A 20728-nucleotide genomic window follows, 5' to 3' on the forward strand; every position below is an offset into this window, starting at 1 on the left:
TTAGCCATCTGACCATGACAGCTGTAGCATTTAGGAGCAGGATAATCCAACTTCGCGATGATTTCTTTATGCGTTCCAGCATCTAGAACATCCAAAATCGTAATGTTAGGGTCTTTGATTTCCAGTAAGTTTGTGATAAAATTTAATTGTTCCATATGAGTCTTTCTAATGATGGTTTGGTCGCTTTTCATTATAGGTCATATGGGACTTTTTTTCTACAACAAAATAAGCTCCATAATCCCTAAAGTGATTTTACCCACTACAGAAATTATAGAGCCATTTTTAGTGTGATTTATATTAAGAGTTCTAATATGCTCAAATCTGCCTTTCTTGTAAAAGACTATGCGTTAATAAACTTTAGGCGTTTAGCGATAATTACTGCAATCAAGTACTTGATTGTATCTCCTGGCAGGTAAACTATTTGTCCTAGAAAGGCTGGTACAATTCCCATCTTGGTAGTAAGAATGAGACCAATAGCGCCCATCCCATAAATGATGGGAATCGTTATTACTAGGGTTAAGAAATACTTGTGCCAAATATTTTGCTTTTTTTGAAGACTATAGCTGAGTAGTGGAAAAGCGAATGGCCAACTGATATAGTAACCAGCAGCAGGTCCGATAAATTTAGCAAATCCTTCTCCGCCAGCAAAGACTGGTAATCCAATAGCTCCCATAAAGAGGTAAATGATAATGATAATTAAGGTATCCTTGGGTGGACGAACTAAGGCGACAAGGCACATAGCTAAGGTAGTGCCCGTGATAGCTCCTGAAATAAATGGAAGTGGAATATTGAGATAAGAAAGCACACAGATCAGGGCTAATAACAGTGCATTGGTTGTCAGGGTACGTGTGGTTTGTTTCATGAGTAAGCTCCTTTATGTCTAGTTTATATTATAGGCAAGTTTAGCTTATTTGTCAACCAAATATTTTTTTGTTGGTAACAATAACAAGTTTTAAGAATCATCTAACTATGATATAATAAAAGAAACTAAGAAATGAGAATGAAATGGATATTCAAAAATTATTTCCACAGGGGAAAATCGTGACAGCTCCTGTGATAGGAGATAACTATGTTTGTCTGCCAATTAAAAAGGATCAGTGGTTAGAATTAGAAAAGGGAAATTTGACTGACCGTGAATTACTATTAATACAGCTTTTGCAAGAACAGGAATTGGTAAATTTTAATGCTGGTCAGTCAAACTGGTATCGTTATCTAGTGTCAGGAAAGGCGGATCTACCTGTAATGGGACTGTCAGCAGTCCAATTTGTCTACGTAAAAGTAGACTCGGTTGCAGGACAGGAAATGGGGGATTGGAAGGGTTTATTGGTGGATTTTCTTCCGAATCTCATCGCTGATTTTGCTTTGGATGAAAATATGTACGTTTTTGTATTAAGGCAAAATCCTTACATGGAGGTTTTATCAGGGTTGTCAGAAATGTTACCTGTATTGGAATTTGATATTGGCGTACGGTTAAATGTGGCACTTGGTCAAGTTTGGCCACAAGAATTAGAGGCAGAGTGGTCACAACTTTTTCGAGCAGAATGGGAACTCTTTGTGCAAACGATTAATTCGACAGAACAGTCCGCTTGTAAGTCATTTAGTCAAATGATACATGAAAATATTGGTAGGAATCAATCTGTTTCTGCTCTCTTTTTAACACGTTTAGCTCGAACAATTCGCCAATTTGATCAGATGGAGGAGACAATTTTGATACTCTGGGATGAGGGAGCGGTTTTGACAAAAGTAGCCCAAAAACTCTATATTCATCGGAACACTCTTCAGTATCGTTTGGAGAAATTCTATGAACAGACAGGTCTTAATTTAAAAAATATGGATGATTTAGCCCTCTGTCGTTTGGCATTGTTATCATGATTGATAGTGATATTTTTTAGAATATGGTTCCTGTAATCTCGTTGTGCAAGATGCACAATGAGTTTTTTTCTTTTTTGGGCAAAGTGCGCTAGAAGAATAAAGCGTTTTCATTTACAATAAAAATATCAAATTCAAAGGAGCTTGTTATGGTACAAGTTAAATTAGATAAAGTTTACAAACGTTATCCAAATAGTGAACACTACTCAGTTGAAGATTTTAATCTTGACATTCAAGATAAGGAATTTATCGTTTTTGTTGGTCCTTCTGGATGTGGAAAATCAACAACTCTGCGCATGATTGCTGGTCTTGAAGATATTACTGAAGGTGAGTTTCTGATTGATGGACAAGTCATGAATGATGTGGCACCGAAAGACCGTGATATTGCCATGGTATTCCAAAACTATGCTCTTTATCCACATATGACAGTTTATGAAAATATGGCTTTTGGTCTGAAGCTTCGTAAGTACGCTAAGGATGAAATTGATCGTCGAGTGCGTGAAGCAGCGGAAATTCTTGGTTTGATAGAATTTCTTGATCGTAAGCCAGCAGACTTATCTGGTGGTCAACGTCAACGGGTTGCGATGGGACGTGCTATCGTTCGTGACTCTAAGATTTTCTTGATGGACGAGCCCTTGTCAAACTTGGATGCAAAATTGCGGGTATCCATGCGTGCAGAAATTGCAAAACTCCACCGTCGAATCGGTGCAACTACGATTTATGTTACCCATGACCAAACAGAAGCTATGACTTTGGCAGACCGTATCGTTATCATGAGTGCGACTAAAAATCCTAGTGGTACAGGTACGATCGGACGTATTGAACAAATTGGTTCTCCACAAGAGCTTTACAATACTCCTGCTAACAAATTTGTAGCTGGCTTCATTGGTAGCCCTGCCATGAACTTCTTCAAGGTTGCTTTGAAAGATGGTGTTATCAGTTCAGAACAAGGTTTGTCACTGCGTCTGCCAGAAGGAAAACGCAAACTTTTGGAAGACAAAGGCTACAATGGAAAGGAATTGATTTTTGGTATTCGTCCAGAAGATATCAAGGCATCTCAATTAGAATTGGATGCTTATCCTGAATCAGTTGTAACTGCTGAGGTTATCGTATCTGAATTATTGGGTTCTGAGTCTATGCTCTATAGTAAATTGGGTGATACTGAATTTGTTTCACGTGTTGAGGCTCGCGACCTCCACAATCCAGGTGAACATGTTAAGTTAGCCTTCAATGTTAATAAGGGTCATTTCTTTGATGTAGAAACTGAACAAGCTATTCGCTAATAAAATGAAGAGTCGATTTTCGGCTCTTTTTTGTGTTATTAGGAGAATAGCATTATTTGTGGTATAATTTATCAATAAAGTTAAAGGAGTAAGCAGATGAAAGCGATTGTAACTGTAGTAGGGAAAGACAGGACTGGTATTGTCGCTGGGGTGTCTAGCAAGATTGCTGAACTTGGTCTCAATATTGACGATATTTCTCAGACTATATTAAATGAGTATTTCACCATGATGGCGGTGGTGTCTAGCGATGAGAAGCAAGATTTCACTAGTCTACGCAGTCAGCTGGAGGCTTTTGGGCAAGAGCTCAATGTCAAAATCAATATTCAAAGCGCGGCGATTTTTGACGCCATGCACAATCTGTAAGGGGGACTCATGGATATCAAGCAAGTTACTGAAACCATTGCCATGATTGAGGAGCAGAATTTTGATATTCGCACCATTACCATGGGGATTTCCCTTTTGGACTGTATTGACAGCGATATTGAAAGAGCGGCGGACAAGGTCTATCAGAAAATCACCAGTAAGGCCAAGCACCTGGTTGCGGTGGGCGATGAGATTGCGACTGAACTGGGGATTCCCATTGTCAACAAGCGGGTCTCTGTGACCCCCATTGCCCTGATCGGGGCAGCGACAGATGCTCCTGATTACTTGCCTCTTGCGCATGCCTTGGATAAGGCAGCCAAGGAAATCGACGTGGATTTTATCGGCGGATTTTCGGCTCTGGTACAAAAAGGCTATCAAAAGGGTGATGAAATTCTGATTCAGTCCATTCCGCGGGCGCTAGCTGAGACTGACAAGGTCTGTGCTTCGGTCAATATCGGCTCCACCAAGTCGGGCATTAACATGACGGCTGTGCGGGATATGGGACGGATTATCAAGGAAACAGCGCAGGCATCAGATATGGGGGCAGCCAAGCTCGTCGTCTTTGCCAATGCGGTCGAGGATAATCCTTTCATGGCTGGCGCTTTCCACGGCGTCGGTGAGGCAGATGTGGTCATCAATGTCGGCGTTTCAGGTCCTGGTGTGGTCAAGCGTGCCTTGGAAAAAGTGCGCGGTGCCAGCTTTGATGTCGTGGCTGAGACGGTCAAAAAGACAGCCTTCAAGATTACCCGTATCGGACAACTAGTGGGAAGTTTAGCCAGCGAGCGGCTGGGGGTTAAATTCGGCATTGTAGACCTGAGCCTTGCTCCGACCCCTGCGGTGGGAGACTCGGTGGCGCGTGTCCTTGAGGAAATGGGACTGGAAATGGTCGGAACCCATGGAACGACTGCTGCGCTCGCTCTACTCAATGACCAAGTCAAAAAAGGCGGAGTTATGGCTTGTAACCAAGTCGGCGGACTCTCCGGTGCCTTTATCCCCGTATCAGAAGACGAGGGTATGATTGCGGCGGTGCAGGCTGGCTCGCTCAATCTGGAAAAGCTAGAAGCCATGACGGCTATCTGCTCGGTCGGGCTAGATATGATTGCTATTCCAGCGGCGACACCAGCAGAAACGATTGCGGCGATGATTGCCGATGAGGCAGCTATCGGCGTTATCAATCAAAAGACGACAGCCGTGCGGATTATTCCTAAGGGCGAAGAAGGCGATATGATTGAGTTCGGTGGACTGTTGGGAACGGCGCCTGTTATGGCGGTCAACCAGCATTCCTCAGCTGACTTTATTGCCCGCGGCGGACAAATTCCAGCACCCATTCACTCTTTCAAAAATTAAAAAATCAGGGAGTGGGACATCTCCAATAGTCTGGGAGACTATTGGAGATTGTGGATAAAGCAAGCGAAGCTTGTCACAAAAAACTGAAAAGGAATAGTTCGTTGTCCCACCCCCGTGATGCCTATTAGGCTTGTACGGAGTCTGTAATGGCGAACGCAGAAGTCAAGAGGCTACCGCGTCTTGTACATATTCTGAACAGATTTTTTGAGGCTGCATACTTTTGTATTAGCCTCTTTTTGCATACAAAAATCCCAACCTGATGGTTGAGATTGGTACTTAATTTTCTTTTTTCTCAAAAAAAGCAGCATATAGAGCTTTAAGGGCTTCCTTTTCTTGCTCAGACTTGATAACGAACATAATTGAGACCTCACTAGAGCCTTGAGACAACATTTGAATATTGATGTTGTTGTCAGATAAGGCTTTGGCAGCAGTCGCAGTGACCCCGACATGGCTTTTCATATTCTCACCAACAATCATAATGATTGATAAATCATGTTCGATATCAGCCGTATCAACTTCTAGTTTTTGTGTTAGCTGACGTAGAATTTCTTGCTCTTTGATTGGTGTTAACTCACGCTGGCGCAAGACAATGGAGAGATCGTCAATACCAGTCGGCATATGTTCCCAGCTGATATTTAATTCTTCGAGGACTTCTAATAATTTTCGACCAAAACCAACCTCGCGGTTCATCAGGTATTTGGACATGTTGATGCTGACAAAACCTGAATCAGCGGCAATTCCAACCACTGGAAAGGCATGTGTTGTATGTTTCAAAATGATTTTAGTCCCAGGGTGGTCAGGATTATTTGTATTTTTAATAACGAGTGGAATTTTGCCTCGATAAGCAGGTATGAGCGCTTCGTCATGAAGGACAGAAAAACCAGCATAAGCCAACTCCCGCATTTCGCGATAGGTCAATTCAGGAATGGAGTGAGGTTTATGAATCACACCAGGATGTGCTGCAAATATCCCGTTGACATCTGTGAAGTTTTCATAGAGATCAGCCTTGACACCAGCGGCAATGATAGAGCCAGTGACATCAGAACCACCACGTGAAAAAGTACAGATCTGATCATCTTTGGTGACACCAAAAAATCCAGGGATAACCAAAACTTCATCGCCGTCAGCTAATTCTTCGATTTTGTCATAACTAGATGGCAAAATACGTGCATTACCAGGTTCGCTGGTTACCACGATTCCTGCCTCACGGGGATGAACATAACGCGCCTCAACTCCGTTTTGTGAAAAATAGGCAGCGATTAATTTAGCATTATTGTTTTCTCCGGCAGCCAGAAATGTATCATAGAGGAAATCATTTTCCTCTATGGGGAGGGTAGCCAGTTTTTTGATACTTTTAGAAATTTTTTCTAAAATTGCTGGACGTAAACCTAATTCTTCCACCATAGCAGCATAGCGATTGATAATCCAGTCTTGACGTTTAGTGACATCGTTACCAGCTACATAATCACGATAATATTTAATTAAGGCATCTGTAACTTTCGTATCGTCAGCACTGCGTTTTCCAGGAGCAGATACGACGACGAAACGGCGGTCAGGATCAGACTTGACGATATTTAAAACTTTTTCTAGCTGGTTTGCAGAAGCTAAAGAACTTCCACCAAATTTGATAACTTTCATAAATTCTCCTCAAAAAATAAACTTAGTTAAATTATAGCAAAATTCTGAAAAATAATAAACTAATAAAAAATCGAATCAAATTTAAACGAAATAAATTCATTTTATTTTATGTTTAGACTTGAAAAATATTTTTTTTATGGTAAACTTAAGCTTAACTTTATAGTAAATTTGATAGTCAAATTATTTTATTATAAAATGAATAAAAATTGGAGATGATGAAATGGTTTTTGAAAATATTTTGTATCAAGTGACAGACGATGTCGCAACTTTGACTTTGAATCGTCCAGAAGTGTCAAACGGTTTTAATATTCCTATGTGTGAAGAAATACTAAAAGCTCTGGACTTGGTAGATGCAAATGAGGATGTGCATTTTCTCATTATCAAGGGAGAGGGAAAAGTCTTTTCAGTTGGTGGAGATCTAGCAGAGATGCAACGTGCAGTTGAGGCAGATGATGTCCAATCTTTGGTGAAAATTGCTGAGTTGGTTAATGTTATTTCTTTCAAGATGAAAAAACTTCCCAAGCCAGTTATTTTAGTTGCAGATGGACCAGTGGCGGGTGCAGCAGCCAATATGGTGGTGGCAGCAGATTTCTGTATTGCTTCTGAAAAGGCACGATTTATTCAAGCTTTTGTTGGTGTGGGTCTAGCACCTGATGCTGGAGGACTTTATCTGTTGACTCGTGCGATTGGCGTAACTCGTGCGACACATTTGGTTATGACAGGTGAAGCCCTGACGGCTGAAAAGGCTCTCGAATATGGTTTGCTTTATCGGTTATCTGAATCTGAAAAATTGCAGAAAACAGTTGATCAACTGTTGAAAAAGCTAAAACGTGGGTCAATCAATTCTTACCGTGCCATGAAAGAAATGGTTTGGCAAAGTCTCTTTACAGCTTGGGATGAATATGCTGCCTTAGAATTGAACTTGCAAAAATCTTTGGCTTTTACTGATGATTTTAAAGAGGGTGTGCGTGCTTATGGAGAACGGCGCAGACCAAAATTTACAGGTAAATAATGAAAAATTTTCAGATAAATTTCAATTTAGGGCTTGCAAAGTACGGAAAGTTCTGCTATACTTTGAGAGTCAAATGGTTTAGAAGTGGAATCGTTTGATTGATAGATGACAGAAACATTGTTTGTCATCTATGGTGTTATCAACGCTCACTTATTTGGTAAGGAGGGATGATTTTTGGATTACCAACAAGTCAATGAATACTTAACTTCAATCTTTAATAATGTTTTGGTTGTCGAAGAATCGAGTCTAAGAAGCAGTCGCTTTAACGACGTCTCCATCAAAGAAATGCACACGATAGATGTTATCGGTGCAAATCCTAACGCAACTCCTAGTCTGGTGGCAAAAGAGCTGATGGTGACTTTGGGGACAGTGACAACTAGTTTGAATAATTTGGAACGTAAAGGCTACATTGAGCGTACACGTTCAAAGGTGGATCGACGTGTGGTTTATCTTAGTTTGACTCAAAAAGGGCGTTTGCTTTATCGCCTTCATACACGTTTCCACCGTCGGATGGTTGAACGAATCACTGATGGTTTGAGTTCAGAAGAGCTTTTGATTATGGAAAACGGGTTGAAAAGTCTCTATCGCTTCTTAGAGGAGTTGAAATAATGAGTTATGCAAAGATTTCTCAGGTGGCTCATTACGTGCCTGAGCAGATCATTACTAACGACAATTTATCCCAGATCATGGATACTAATGACGAGTGGATCAAGACGCGCACAGGAATTGAACGCCGCCATATCAGTAGAAATCAAACTACAAGTGATTTAGCAGCAGAAGTAGCAAAAAAATTGCTCGTTAAATCTGGGCTCGCAGCTGAGGAATTGGATTTTATCCTCATAGCAACTATTACTCCGGATTCAAACATGCCTTCAACCGCGGCGAGGGTTCAAGCAGCTATTGGTGCAACGAATGCCTTTGCAATGGATATTGTAGCAGCGTGTAGTGGCTTTATCTTTGCCTTGGCAACGGCTGAAAAGTTTATCCGTTCAGGCCCTTACAAAAAAGGTTTGGTTATTGGAAGCGAAACTCTATCCAAGATTGTGGATTGGTCTGACCGTTCAACAGCTGTTCTTTTTGGAGACGGTGCGGGCGGTGTTTTATTGGAAGAGGCTGAACAGCAGCACTTTTTAGCAGAAAGTATTCACTCAGATGGTTCTTGTGCTTCTAGTTTGGTATCTGGTGTAGTTGGTTTGAGCTCACCTTTCTCTGAACTTGGAGAAAATCAACCATTTTTAACCATGGAGGGCCGTTCTATCTTTGATTTTGCGGTGCGTCGTGTTTCAAAATCCATTAAAGAAACAGTAGAGAAAGCTGGTTTCTCAGTAAATGAGATCGATACTTATCTGCTTCATCAGGCAAATGTCCGCCTTTTAGATAAAATGGCAAAAAAAATGGGAGTTGACCGAGAAAAATTGCCAGCAAATATGATGGAATATGGTAATACTAGTGCAGCTAGCGTGCCTATTCTTTTGTCTGAATGTGTAGATAAAAATTTGTTAACACTGGGAAGTTCTCAAAAAGTGGTACTATGTGGCTTTGGTGGAGGTTTGACATGGGGCACACTTATTGTTACAATTTAGTTAAAGCTGTGGAAACACAGATAAAAATAATTAATTTTAAAGGAGTCTATCATGGCAGTATTTGAAAAAGTACAAGAAATTATCGTTGAAGAATTGGGTAAAGAACCAGAAGAAGTGACGCTTGAGTCTTCTTTTGACGATCTTGACGCTGATTCATTGGATTTATTCCAAGTGATTTCAGAAATCGAAGATGAATTTGATATTCAAATTGACACTGAAGGTGATTTGAAAACAGTTGGTGATTTGGTCGCTTACGTAGAGGCACAAACTAAATAATATTGAAACCCGTATGAGAGGATGTAGTTTTGACTAGTCATCTCTTTTTGGGAAGACAATAAAATCGTGCGGGGGTGGGACAAAACGTGTTTTGAATGTAGCGAAAAACGTTTCTGTTCTGCTCCCACTTGTTTAGGCAATAGTTTGATTGTCAAATGATAAGTTTATAAATGCTTTGGCAGCTCCCAGTTGCATTCGAGCTATTGCTTAAGCAAGTCAATAATAGAAAGAGGAAATTATGCATACTCGTATTACAGATTTATTAGGAATTAAATATCCAATTTTCCAAGGAGGGATGGCCTGGGTCGCTGACGGTGACTTGGCGGGTGCCGTTTCTAATGCTGGTGGTTTAGGGATTATCGGCGGAGGAAATGCTCCAAAAGAAGTGGTTAAAGCAAACATTGACAAAATCAAGGCTGTAACAGATAAACCTTTTGGTGTTAACATCATGCTCTTGTCGCCTTTTGCTGAAGATATTGTAGACTTGGTTATCGAAGAAGGTGTCAAGGTGGTGACGACTGGAGCTGGGAATCCTAGTAAATATATGGCTCGTTTCCATGAGGCTGGTATCACGGTCATTCCAGTAGTGCCAAGTGTGGCCCTTGCTAAACGGATGGAAAAAATCGGTGCGGATGCCGTTATTGCTGAAGGTATGGAAGCAGGCGGTCACATCGGTAAACTGACTACCATGGTTTTAACACGCCAAGTGGTTGAAGCAGTTAATATCCCTGTTATTGCAGCGGGTGGGATTGCTGATGGTAGTGGGGCAGCAGCAGCCTTTATGCTGGGTGCAGAAGCTGTTCAAGTTGGAACTCGTTTTGTTGTGGCAAAAGAGTCTAATGCTCATCCTAACTATAAAAATATGATTATCAAGGCGCGTGATATTGATACAACAATTTCAGCGCAACACTTTGGTCATGCTGTGCGTGCTATTAAAAATAAGTTAACACGTGATTTTGAAAAGGCAGAAAAAGAAGCCTTTAAACAAGAAAATCCTGATTTGACAGTTTTTGAAAATCTAGGAGCAGGTGCCCTTGCCAATGCGGTTGTCCGCGGTGATGTGGAAAATGGTTCTGTCATGTCTGGACAAATCGCTGGTCTGATTTCCAAAGAGGAAACTTGTGAGGAAATCTTGAAGGACATCTACTATGGAGCCGCAGAGGTTATCCAAAAAGAAGCAGGCCGTTGGGCGGGAGTAACTAGAAATGACTAAGACAGCCTTTCTCTTTGCAGGTCAAGGCGCCCAGTATCTCGGCATGGCGCGTGATCTCTATGAAGAATACGACGTGGTTCGTGAGACATTTGCCGAGGCTAGTCAAGTGCTAGGCTACGATGTGAGAGCCTTGATTGACCAAGATGAAGAAAAACTCAACCAAACTCGCTATACGCAGCCAGCGATTTTGACGACTTCGGTCGCTATTTATCGCTTGTTGAGCGAAAATGGATTTGAGGCGGATATGGTCGCAGGGCTGTCGCTGGGTGAATATTCTGCCTTGGTCGCAGCAGGTGCGCTTGATTTTAAAGACGCAGTTGCTCTGGTTGCCAAACGTGGTGCCTACATGGAAGAAGCGGCGCCAGCAGGTTCTGGTAAAATGGTTGCTGTTTTGAACGCAGACGTCGCCTTGATTGAGGAAATTTGCCAAGAGTGTTCCGCTTTTGGCGTGGTGACGCCAGCCAACTACAATACACCGAGCCAAATTGTCATCGGTGGTGAAGCGGCAGCGGTTGACAAGGCTGTGGATCGTTTGAAGGAAGCTGGAGTCAAGCGACTCATTCCTTTGAATGTCTCGGGACCTTTTCACACAGCACTCTTGAAGCCAGCCAGTGACAAACTAGCACAGGCACTCGCAGATGTTGATTTTTCTGATTTCCGCCTGCCTTTGATCGGAAATACAGAAGCTAAGGTTATGGAGCGAGGGCGGATTAAGGAGCTCTTGACGCGACAAGTTATGGAGCCCGTTCGTTTTTACGAAAGTATAGCGACCATGCAGGAAGCCGGGGTGACGGATTTTATTGAGATTGGTCCGGGAAAAGTTTTGACGGGATTTATTAAGAAAATTGATAAGTCGGCGACAGTTCGCCAAGTAGAAAACGTAGAAAGTTTTACTGCTCTTCTAGAAAAATGAGGAAAATTCATGGAACTGAAAGACAAAAATGTTTTTATAACGGGTTCGACTCGTGGGATTGGTCTTGCTATTGCTCATAAATTTGCAGCTCAAGGTGCCAATATCGTTTTGAATGGTCGTGGCGAAATTTCAGAAGAAGTACTGACTGAGTTCGCTGGCTACCCTATTAAGACGGTAGCAATTTCAGGTGATGTTTCAGATAGTCAAGACGCCAAACGTATGGTCGAAGAAGCGATTGTTGCCTTGGGTTCAGTGGATGTCTTGGTTAATAATGCAGGCATCACCAAGGATAAACTTATGCTCAAATTGACCGAGGAAGACTTTGAACAAGTCTTGAAAGTCAATCTGACAGGTGCTTTCAATATGACACAAGCTGTTTTAAAACCGATGACTAAAGCACGTGAGGGAGCTATTATCAATGTTTCTAGTGTTGTTGGTTTAACAGGAAATATTGGGCAAGCTAATTATGCAGCGTCTAAAGCAGGATTGATTGGTTTTTCAAAATCCGTAGCGCGTGAGGTAGCGGCGAGAAATGTTCGTGTCAATGCGATTGCACCAGGCTTTATCGAGTCAGATATGACTGAGGGCTTACCTGAGAAAATCAAAGAGGCTTCGCTGGCTCAAATTCCAATGAAACGCTTTGGAAATACCGAAGAAGTCGCAGATGTCGCTATTTTTCTTGCTAGCCAAGAATATTTAACAGGTCAAGTGATTGCTATTGACGGCGGTCTTACTATGCAGTAAAATTAAAGGAGTTCAGTATGAAACTAAATCGAGTTGTTGTAACAGGATATGGATTGACTTCGCCTATTGGAAATACGCCCCAAGAATTTTGGGATAGCTTGGTGAATGGAAAAATCGGAATTGGTCCCATTACCAAGTTCGACGCTAGTGAATACAGTGTTTATAATGCCGCTGAAATCAACGATTTTCCCTTTGACAAATACTTTATCAAAAAAGACACTAATCGTTATGATAACTACTCGCTCTATGCTTTGTATGCGACTTTAGAAGCGGTAGAAATGGCAAAACTTGATCTTGATAGCTTGGACAAAGACCGCTTGGGTGTCATCGTTGCGTCAGGTATCGGTGGAATCAAGGAAATCGAAGACCAAATCGTGCGTCTGCATGACAAGGGACCAAAACGGGTCAAACCGATGACTCTTCCAAAAGCACTGCCAAATATGGCGGCTGGGAATGTCGCTATGCGCCTAGGTGCAAACGGCGTATGTAAATCAATCAACACAGCCTGCGCTTCTTCAAACGACGCCATTGGTGACGCGTTCCGCTCTATTAAATATGGTTTCCAAGATATTATGGTAGTTGGTGGGGCAGAAGCCTCAATCACACCTTTTGCCATTGCTGGTTTCCAAGCCTTGACCGCTTTGTCAACAACCGAAGACCCAGCTCGTTCGTCTATTCCATTTGACAAGGACAGAAACGGCTTTATCATGGGTGAAGGTGCTGGTATGCTGGTCTTGGAAAGCCTGGAGCATGCTGAAAAACGTGGTGCGACAATCTTGGCTGAAGTTGTCGGCTACGGAAATACTTGTGACGCCTACCACATGACTTCTCCACATCCAGAAGGTCTGGGAGCCATTAAGGCCATTAAGTTAGCTTTGGAAGAAGCCAAAATCGAGCCAAGCCAAGTCGGTTATGTCAATGCTCACGGAACTTCAACGCCAGCTAACGAAAAAGGTGAGAGTGCCTCTATCGTAGCAGTGCTGGGCAAGGACGTTCCTGTATCCTCAACCAAGTCATTTACAGGGCACTTGCTGGGAGCTGCTGGCGCAGTCGAAGCCATTGCTTCAATTGAAGCGATTCGCCACAGCTATGTGCCAATGACGGCTGGTACTAGCGAGTTATCTGATTATATCGAGGCAAATGTCGTCTATGGTCAAGGAAAAGAGCATGATATAGAGTATGCTATTTCAAATACCTTTGGCTTTGGTGGACACAATGCAGTGCTTGCCTTTAAACGTTGGGAGGATTAGATGAATATCAATGAAATCAAAGAGTTGATGGCTCAGTTTGACCAATCAAGTCTTAGAGAATTTTCTTATAAAAATCAAAGCGATGAATTGACTTTCAGTAAGAATGAGGTTAACACTTCTGCGCCGCAAGTAGCGCCGGCAATAGAGGTTGCTAGTCCTGCTCCGCAAGCAAGTCCAGCAGTTGAAGAAACACCAGCTCAGCCAGCTCCTACAGTTGTGGCGGAAGGCGACATCGTTGAAAGCCCGCTAGTCGGCGTTGCTTATTTGGCAGCTGGACCAGACAAGCCACCTTTTGTACAAGTAGGCGACCAAGTTAAAAAGGGTCAAACCCTGATTATCATCGAAGCCATGAAAGTCATGAACGAAGTTCCAGCACCTAAGGACGGCGTGGTGACAGAAATTCTGGTTCAAAATGAGGAAATGGTCGAATTTGGGAAAGGCTTGGTACGCATTAAATGATTGATATTACTGCAATAAAAGAGGCCCTTCCTCACCGTTATCCTATGTTATTAGTGGATCGCGTTTTGGAAGTGTCAGACGATGAAATCGTTGCGCTGAAAAATGTGACCGTCAACGAGCCTTTCTTTAACGGGCATTTTCCACAATATCCTGTCATGCCGGGCGTTTTAATCATGGAGGCTCTCGCGCAGACAGCGGGCGTTTTGGAATTGTCCAAGGAAGAAAACAAGGGCAAGCTGGTCTTTTACGCTGGTATGGACAAGGTTAAATTTAAAAAGCAAGTCGTGCCGGGCGACCAGCTCATCATGACGGCTAAATTTATCAAGCGTCGTGGAACAATTGCGGTCGTGGAAGCCAAGGCTGAGGTGGACGGCAAGCTAACGGCGAGCGGTACCTTAACCTTTGCCATTGGTCAATAAAAAGGAGATTTCACCATGTTTCGTAAAATTTTAATTGCCAATCGTGGGGAAATTGCGGTGCGGATTATTCGGGCGGCTAGAGAACTGGGCATTGAGACGGTTGCGGTTTATTCGACTGCTGACAAAGAAGCTCTGCATACCTTGCTAGCTGACGAGGCTATCTGCATCGGACCAGCCAAATCAACTGATTCTTACCTAAATATGAATGCGGTGCTGTCGGCTGCTGTTTTGACAGAAGCGGAAGCCATTCACCCAGGCTTTGGATTTTTGAGTGAAAATTCCAAGTTTGCGACCATGTGTGAGGAAGTCGGCATTAAATTTATCGGGCCTTCTGGTGCAGTTATGGATCTCATGGGCGACAAAATCAATGCACGAGCGCAGATGATTGCGGCCAAAGTCCCTGTCATTCCTGGCTCAGACGGCGAGGTGCACACGGCGCAAGAAGCTCTTGAAGTGGCGGAGAAGATTGGCTATCCAGTCATGCTCAAGGCCTCTGCTGGTGGTGGCGGAAAAGGGATTCGCAAGGTCGAAAAAGCAGAGGACTTAGTTCCTGCTTTTGAGTCTGCTTCAAGTGAAGCCAAGGCTGCTTTTGGCAATGGCGCTATGTATTTGGAGCGGGTGATTTACCCAGCACGTCACATCGAAGTTCAGATTTTGGCTGACCAGCACGGTCATGTGGTTCATTTGGGTGAACGCGATTGCTCACTGCAAAGAAATAATCAAAAAGTCTTGGAAGAAAGTCCGTCAGTAGCGATTGGAAAAACACTGCGCCAGCAAATCGGTCAGGCGGCTGTACGCGCTGCCGAGTCGGTTGGCTACGAAAATGCGGGAACCATTGAATTTCTGCTGGACGAAGAAAAAGGCGAGTTCTACTTTATGGAAATGAACACGCGGGTTCAAGTAGAGCATCCGGTCACAGAATTTGTCACTGGCGTTGACATTGTCAAGGAGCAAATCAAGATTGCTGCAGGGCAAGAGCTGTCCTTCAGCCAGGATGATGTCACCATTACTGGGCATGCCATTGAGTGTCGAATCAATGCGGAAAATCCAGCCTTTAATTTTGCGCCTAGCCCCGGCACGATTTCTAATCTTTATCTGCCGAGCGGAGGTGTCGGTCTGCGTGTGGACTCAGCGGTTTATCCGGGCTACACCATTCCGCCTTATTATGACAGTATGATTGCCAAAATCATCGTTCACGGTGAAAATCGTTTTGATGCACTCATGAAGATGCAGCGTGCGCTTTATGAACTGGATATTGACGGTGTCTTAACTAATAGCAGTTTTCAATTAGATCTGATTTCAGATCCTCATGTTATCGCAGGAGATTATGATACTGCCTTTTTAATGGAGAAATTCTTACCAGCTTATCAAGAGAAACTTAAAAACCAAGAAGGCTAAAGCCTCATATTTGATGAAGGAGTACATATAAATAATGGCTTTGTTTTCAAAAAAGGATAAATATATCCGAATCAATCCAAATCGTTCCATAAAGGAAGCAGCACAAGCTAAGCCAGAAGTACCTGATGAACTCTTTGCTAAATGCCCGGCTTGTCAGCACACGATTTACAAGAAAGATTTAGGAAAAACTAAGGTTTGCCCACTCTGTTCATATAATTTTCGGATTTCTGCTTTTGAGCGTTTAGAGCTCACTATTGATCCAGCTTCTTTTAAAGAACTTTTTTCAGGAATTGAAACAAAAAATCCCATTAATTTTCCGAATTATATGGAAAAATTAGCAACAGTTCGTGAAAAAACGGGTCTGGACGAGGCTGTTTTAACAGGAACTGCGACTATTTGTGATCATAAGATTGCACTTGGTATTATGGATTCTAATTTTATCATGGCTTCCATGGGAACAGTTGTGGGTGAAAAAATCACTCGCCTTTTTGAGTATGCGACAGAGGAAAAACTGCCAGTCGTACTCTTTACAGCATCGGGTGGTGCTCGCATGCAGGAGGGCATCATGAGTCTCATGCAAATGGCGAAGATTTCAGCAGCTGTCCAAAGACATTCTAAGGCAGGCTTGTTTTATCTGACTGTTTTGACCGACCCGACTACAGGCGGCGTGACAGCGTCCTTTGCTATGGAGGGCGACATCATCTTAGCTGAGCCACAGACCTTGATCGGCTTTGCTGGACGGCGCGTGATTGAGTCGACCGTGCGGGAAAATCTGCCGGATGATTTTCAAAAAGCGGAATTTTTGCTTGAGCATGGTTTTGTAGATGCAATTGTTGAACGAGCAGAATTACGAGATAAGATTGGGCAGCTGCTTGGTCTACATGGGGGACAAATATGAGTAGGATTAGTCAAATTGTAAAAGGAGCGCGCGACCAAGCACGTTTAACAGCTCTTGATTTCGCGCATGCCCTTTTTGAGGATGTGATAGAGCTTCATGGAGATCGTTCTTTTCGTGATGATGGTGCTGTAGTAGGAGGGATTGGTCGGCTGGCAGACCAGCCTATTACCTTTGTCGGTATCCAAAAAGGGCGTAACCTCCAAGATAACCTTAACCGTAATTTTGGTCAACCTCATCCCGAAGGCTACCGTAAGGCGTTGCGTTTGATGAAACAGGCTGAAAAATTTGGGCGTCCAGTTATTACTTTTATCAATACTGCCGGTGCTTATCCGGGTCTTGGTGCTGAGGAGCGTGGTCAAGGTGAAGCGATTGCTCGCAATTTAATGGAAATGAGTGACCTGAAAGTACCGATTATCGCCATTATCATCGGTGAGGGCGGCTCAGGCGGGGCGCTGGCTTTGGCTGTAGCGGACAGAGTCTGGATGCTGGAAAATTCGATTTATGCCGTTCTCAGTCCTGAAGGTTTTGCTTCTATCCTCTGGAAAGACGGTAGCCGCGCTATGGAAGCAGCGGAATTGATGAAAATCACTCCGTCTGAACTCCTTGTCATGCAGGTAGTGGATAAGGTCTTATCTGAAAAAGGTATGAGCAAGCAAGACTTGATCGACCGAGTCAAACAGGAGCTAGTTAAGGAACTTGAAAAGCTCCAAGAGCTGTCTCTTGAACAGCTACTAGAAGAACGCTATGAGCGTTTTAGAAAATATTAAAACAAAAGGCTGGAATGGAATTCTGGCTTTTTTAATAGACGTTTAATTCCTTAACTACATTTTCTCCAAAAATCGTGCTAATCAGTGCGATTTTTTGTTATAATGTTTAAGGAAAGTTGAGAAAAATAGTGATTAATTTTATTTTACACATTGATGATTACATCTATACGATTGCACAGGCAGTTGGCCCTTGGACCTATGTTATTCTTTTTTTGGTCATTTTTATTGAGACAGGGGCAGTTGTTTTTCCATTTTTACCGGGAGACAGCCTCCTTTTTGCAGCAGGGGCTTTGGCTGCAAATCCCAAAATGAATTTTCATGTTTTGCTGTTCATGGGTCTCTTTTTCATTGCGGCATTAGCAGGGGATGTGCTTAATTTTTATTTAGGAAGAACGCTGGGCTATCGTTTAGTTCATCATAAATTTTTTAGTAAGTTTATTAAAGAGGAGCATATCCGTGAGGCGGAGAATTATTTTGAAAAGCATGGTTCTGCGGCGATTATTTTGGGGCGCTACATTCCTATTGTTCGTACTTTTCTGCCCTTTGTTGCAGGTCTTAGCCAATATCCAGTAGCTGATTTTATCAAGCGAGTCTTGCTAGCAGCCTTTTCTTGGTCTCTGATTGCGACGGGTGCCGGCTATCTTTTTGGAAATATCTCTTTTGTTAAGGCACACTTTTCAGCGATTGTGCTGGGAATTGTTATTGTAACGCTGATGCCCACGGTTATAACACTGCTAAAAGGCCGAATCATTCAAAAACGGAATAAACAAATGAAACGGTAGTTGTAGAACTGCTGTTTTATTGTGAAAGTAAATATGCTAAGTAAACTAGCTATGGTCAGGTTTTAGCTTAAAAATAGCATAAAATTTCCACTATCCGCATAAACACTGGAAGCATTATACCTCGTCAGGGATAAACCAATCAAATTACTATTGATTTTCTACGTATGAATGAGCTTTGGTACGACAATTTTTCCTGAAAAGTGATAATTAAAATATACTTCCAATGCAAATCGAATATTCACAAAGGTAGGCACTTCAAAAATGAGGTGTCTATTTTTTTACTCAATTTGAAAAATCGTGATAATGATGGAAAGAAAAACTTGGGAAAGAAAATGTAGCTCTCCCACGATAAAGACACTAAAAACATAAAAATCAATATATCACAGAAAGGACGAAATATGGAACGTAAATTTGTTATTCTCAATATGGGAAAAATTTTTGGAAACTTGGAATTTGCTGGTGAAGATAAGGTTATTCAGAGAAGAATCAACGGGCAGTTTAGTCTGACACTTGAAAAGAATGAAAGCAATTGGAAGATTGTGAAGTAATCTAATCAAAGAAAATATTTCCATTTCATTCTCTACCATCTAAAATTGACCAGTCAGTCAAAATATGATATACTCTAATTGAACATACTGACTGGCTAGTCAATTTAGTGAGGTGTCTTATGACTACTAAGAATTTTGAAAAAATTTCAGATGAAAAAAAGGAGCAAATAATAACTAAAGGAATTGAAATTTTCTCGAAGTTTTCTTTTGTAGAAGCACGTACTGATTTAATCACTTATGAAGCTGGCATTTCTAAAGGTTTACTATTTTACTATTTTGGCAGTAAAAAGAATTTTTATTTATATTTGTTTAATTATACAATTGACCTATTGACGCAAGATTTAAAATATGAAGAAATTCATGATGACTTTTATGAAATAATTTTTGACATGATGGATATGAAATACAATTTAATCACGAGATATCCAAATGAAACAAAGTTTTTAAATATGGTTTCTAAGGAAACACACAAAGAAGTTAGCAAAGAAGTTAGAAATATTTTCAACATATATCATAAAAAATCAAAAGAAAAATCAAGTAAGATTATTTTAAATGCTGTTAAAAAATTAAGACTAAGGCAAGACATAGACACTCAAAAAATTATTGAGAGTTTAAGTTTATATATTGATGCAATTGTAATGAAATATCTCCATTTGTATCAAGACAATCCAACGGAGTTATTTGATAATTTTAATGAATTTAAAGAAGATATTAAAGAATGTCTTGATTTAATGATTTACGGAATTGTCATCAAATAAAACTTTTCAATATTATAATTAGGAGGAATGTTGAATGAACTATGACTATAAAAATCCATACGAACATTTATCTGGAAAATTAAATAATAGAAAACTGATTGCCGCTGGTTTTTCAGAAAAAACTTATGATACAGGGAATGTTAAACTGAACTTTGTTGTTGGTCCTAATAATGGACCAAGTTTATTGTTGATTCCAGCTCAAATTGGTATGTGGGAAAGTTATAAAAAAGTGCTTTTACCACTATCAAAAATTTTTCAAGTATATGCCATAGATGTGAGAGGTCATGGAAAATCTTCTTGGACACCGGGATATTATTCATGGAAAATTATTGGTGAGGATATAAAACTATTTATAGAAAATGTAATAAAACAAAAGGTAATTATTAGCGGAAATTCATCGGGTGGCATTATCGCTCTTTGGTGTGCTGCTAATATTCCCGAATATGTTTCCGGAATTATTCTTGAGGACGCACCTATTTTTTCTGCTGAAATGCCACGATTTAAAGAACAAGATAAATTTGTATATAACGGACTAAAACATCTTGTTGATCAAATTGGGAATATATCAGATAGAGATTTGGCAAATTATTTTAAAGATATGGAAGTACCAGCCTCTGATAAGAGAATCAAAAAAATTCCAAATTGGTTTGTCAGTTGGTTGTCACGAAAGATAAAGAAGTTTCAAAATAAATACCCCGATAGTCCAGTCGAAATCGGATTCCCATTCCCGAATAGCTTGCGTTTGCTAATTAAATCATTATCTATGTTTGACCCAGATTTTGCCAGAGCCTTTGTGGATGGTAGATTTTATGATGGCATTGATCATGCAGAAGCTTTTAAGAAAACGAAATGCCCCATATTGCTTATTCAAGCCGATTGGAAACGATACGAAAATTACGGACTTGTAGGAGCATTTGATGATGATGACGCTCAGCATGCTATTTCCTTGGCTTCGCAAATAATATATAAAAAAGTTTCCGCTAATCATGTTATTCATGCTTTCAAGCCAAAAGAGTATATTAAACTACTATCAGAATTTAAAGAAATAGTATCTGACAATTCTACATATAATGGTGCGTGATGAAAATGATAATTGAAAATTTGCAATATGTTTATTATAAAAAGTGAACTTAGCTGATAAATAATTACTAATTTTCCTTGCATAATAAGCCAATCTGCGCTATAATAGTATCTTGTGAGCGTGCCTC

The 20728-nt window shown here is 41.2% G+C and carries 22 protein-coding genes and 2 pseudogenes; 21 read left to right on the forward strand and 3 right to left on the reverse strand.

Annotation, left to right across the window (positions count from 1 at the left end; genetic code table 11):
* Both A3I3_RS10785 and A3I3_RS0102315 read right to left on the reverse strand, forming a co-directional pair.
* Positions 1-155, reverse strand: a pseudogene (locus A3I3_RS10785) (ISL3 family transposase); the annotation flags it as partial.
* 185 nt (positions 156-340) lie between these two features.
* Positions 341-862, reverse strand: coding sequence for a biotin transporter BioY (locus A3I3_RS0102315; protein WP_018371124.1), 522 nt, complete (start codon positions 860-862; stop codon positions 341-343).
* A gap of 143 nt (positions 863-1005) precedes the next feature.
* On the opposite strand from A3I3_RS0102315, the gene A3I3_RS0102320 reads away from it, so the two are divergent.
* From A3I3_RS0102320 to A3I3_RS0102335, 4 genes are all read left to right on the forward strand, one after another.
* Positions 1006-1872 (forward strand): helix-turn-helix domain-containing protein, encoded by an 867-nt coding sequence (locus A3I3_RS0102320; RefSeq protein WP_018371125.1) that lies wholly within the window; start codon positions 1006-1008, stop codon positions 1870-1872.
* A 146-nt stretch (positions 1873-2018) separates the two neighbouring features.
* Positions 2019-3152, forward strand: coding sequence for an ABC transporter ATP-binding protein (locus tag A3I3_RS0102325; RefSeq protein WP_018371126.1), 1134 nt, complete (start codon positions 2019-2021; stop codon positions 3150-3152).
* Between the two features lie 96 nt (positions 3153-3248).
* Positions 3249-3515, forward strand: coding sequence for an ACT domain-containing protein (locus A3I3_RS0102330; protein ID WP_018371127.1), 267 nt, complete (start codon positions 3249-3251; stop codon positions 3513-3515).
* Positions 3516-3524: 9 nt separating this feature from the next.
* Positions 3525-4862 carry a PFL family protein gene (locus tag A3I3_RS0102335; protein ID WP_018371128.1) on the forward strand — a complete coding sequence of 446 codons (1338 nt, stop codon included), beginning with the start codon at positions 3525-3527 and terminating at the stop codon, positions 4860-4862.
* A 276-nt stretch (positions 4863-5138) separates the two neighbouring features.
* On the opposite strand, the gene A3I3_RS0102340 is transcribed toward A3I3_RS0102335, so the two are convergent.
* Positions 5139-6500 (reverse strand): aspartate kinase, encoded by a 1362-nt coding sequence (locus A3I3_RS0102340; RefSeq protein ID WP_018371129.1) that lies wholly within the window; start codon positions 6498-6500, stop codon positions 5139-5141.
* Positions 6501-6720: 220 nt separating this feature from the next.
* On the opposite strand from A3I3_RS0102340, the gene A3I3_RS0102345 reads away from it, so the two are divergent.
* The 17 genes and pseudogenes from A3I3_RS0102345 to A3I3_RS0102425 all read left to right on the forward strand — a co-directional run bounded on the left by A3I3_RS0102345 (position 6721) and on the right by A3I3_RS0102425 (position 20601).
* Positions 6721-7512, forward strand: a complete 792-nt coding sequence (locus A3I3_RS0102345) for an enoyl-CoA hydratase (protein ID WP_018371130.1) — start codon at positions 6721-6723, stop codon at positions 7510-7512.
* Between the two features lie 174 nt (positions 7513-7686).
* Entirely contained in the window at positions 7687-8121 is a 435-nt protein-coding gene (gene fabT / locus A3I3_RS0102350; protein WP_018371131.1) for a fatty acid biosynthesis transcriptional regulator FabT, read from the forward strand.
* Positions 8121-9095: a beta-ketoacyl-ACP synthase III gene (locus A3I3_RS0102355; RefSeq protein ID WP_018371132.1), complete on the forward strand. Its 975-nt coding sequence runs from the start codon at positions 8121-8123 to the stop codon at positions 9093-9095. Before fabT ends, A3I3_RS0102355 begins: the two co-directional genes overlap by 1 nt.
* Before the next feature lie 51 nt (positions 9096-9146).
* Positions 9147-9371: an acyl carrier protein gene (locus A3I3_RS0102360; protein ID WP_018371133.1), complete on the forward strand. Its 225-nt coding sequence runs from the start codon at positions 9147-9149 to the stop codon at positions 9369-9371.
* Between the two features lie 238 nt (positions 9372-9609).
* Complete coding sequence (gene fabK, locus A3I3_RS0102365) at positions 9610-10584, forward strand: enoyl-[acyl-carrier-protein] reductase FabK (protein ID WP_018371134.1); 975 nt, start codon at positions 9610-9612, stop codon at positions 10582-10584.
* Positions 10577-11497, forward strand: coding sequence for an ACP S-malonyltransferase (fabD, locus tag A3I3_RS0102370; protein WP_018371135.1), 921 nt, complete (start codon positions 10577-10579; stop codon positions 11495-11497). Before fabK ends, fabD begins: the two co-directional genes overlap by 8 nt.
* Before the next feature lie 9 nt (positions 11498-11506).
* Complete coding sequence (fabG, locus tag A3I3_RS0102375) at positions 11507-12241, forward strand: 3-oxoacyl-[acyl-carrier-protein] reductase (protein ID WP_018371136.1); 735 nt, start codon at positions 11507-11509, stop codon at positions 12239-12241.
* 17 nt (positions 12242-12258) lie between these two features.
* On the forward strand, positions 12259-13491 hold the full coding sequence (gene fabF, locus A3I3_RS0102380) for a beta-ketoacyl-ACP synthase II (RefSeq protein WP_018371137.1): 1233 nt from the start codon (positions 12259-12261) through the stop codon (positions 13489-13491).
* Positions 13492-13950 carry an acetyl-CoA carboxylase biotin carboxyl carrier protein gene (gene accB / locus A3I3_RS0102385; RefSeq protein ID WP_018371138.1) on the forward strand — a complete coding sequence of 153 codons (459 nt, stop codon included), beginning with the start codon at positions 13492-13494 and terminating at the stop codon, positions 13948-13950. It abuts the gene before it with no gap.
* Positions 13947-14369, forward strand: a complete 423-nt coding sequence (gene fabZ, locus A3I3_RS0102390; protein ID WP_018371139.1) for a 3-hydroxyacyl-ACP dehydratase FabZ — start codon at positions 13947-13949, stop codon at positions 14367-14369. Before accB ends, fabZ begins: the two co-directional genes overlap by 4 nt.
* Positions 14370-14384: 15 nt before the next feature.
* Complete coding sequence (gene accC / locus A3I3_RS0102395; protein ID WP_018371140.1) at positions 14385-15767, forward strand: acetyl-CoA carboxylase biotin carboxylase subunit; 1383 nt, start codon at positions 14385-14387, stop codon at positions 15765-15767.
* Positions 15768-15801: 34 nt separating this feature from the next.
* Positions 15802-16665: an acetyl-CoA carboxylase, carboxyltransferase subunit beta gene (gene accD, locus A3I3_RS0102400; protein ID WP_018371141.1), complete on the forward strand. Its 864-nt coding sequence runs from the start codon at positions 15802-15804 to the stop codon at positions 16663-16665.
* Complete coding sequence (locus A3I3_RS0102405) at positions 16662-17432, forward strand: acetyl-CoA carboxylase carboxyl transferase subunit alpha (RefSeq protein ID WP_018371142.1); 771 nt, start codon at positions 16662-16664, stop codon at positions 17430-17432. Before accD ends, A3I3_RS0102405 begins: the two co-directional genes overlap by 4 nt.
* Before the next feature lie 128 nt (positions 17433-17560).
* Positions 17561-18214: a VTT domain-containing protein gene (locus A3I3_RS0102410; RefSeq protein WP_018371143.1), complete on the forward strand. Its 654-nt coding sequence runs from the start codon at positions 17561-17563 to the stop codon at positions 18212-18214.
* A gap of 398 nt (positions 18215-18612) precedes the next feature.
* A pseudogene (locus A3I3_RS10950) lies at positions 18613-18720 on the forward strand (DUF961 family protein); the annotation flags it as partial.
* Between the two features lie 161 nt (positions 18721-18881).
* Complete coding sequence (locus A3I3_RS0102420; RefSeq protein ID WP_018371145.1) at positions 18882-19520, forward strand: TetR/AcrR family transcriptional regulator; 639 nt, start codon at positions 18882-18884, stop codon at positions 19518-19520.
* Between the two features lie 34 nt (positions 19521-19554).
* Positions 19555-20601: an alpha/beta fold hydrolase gene (locus A3I3_RS0102425; RefSeq protein WP_018371146.1), complete on the forward strand. Its 1047-nt coding sequence runs from the start codon at positions 19555-19557 to the stop codon at positions 20599-20601.
* Positions 20602-20728: the final 127 nt, after the last annotated feature.

Source organism: Streptococcus massiliensis DSM 18628 (genome assembly GCF_000380065.1).
Taxonomy (GTDB): Bacteria; Bacillota; Bacilli; order Lactobacillales; family Streptococcaceae; genus Streptococcus; species Streptococcus massiliensis.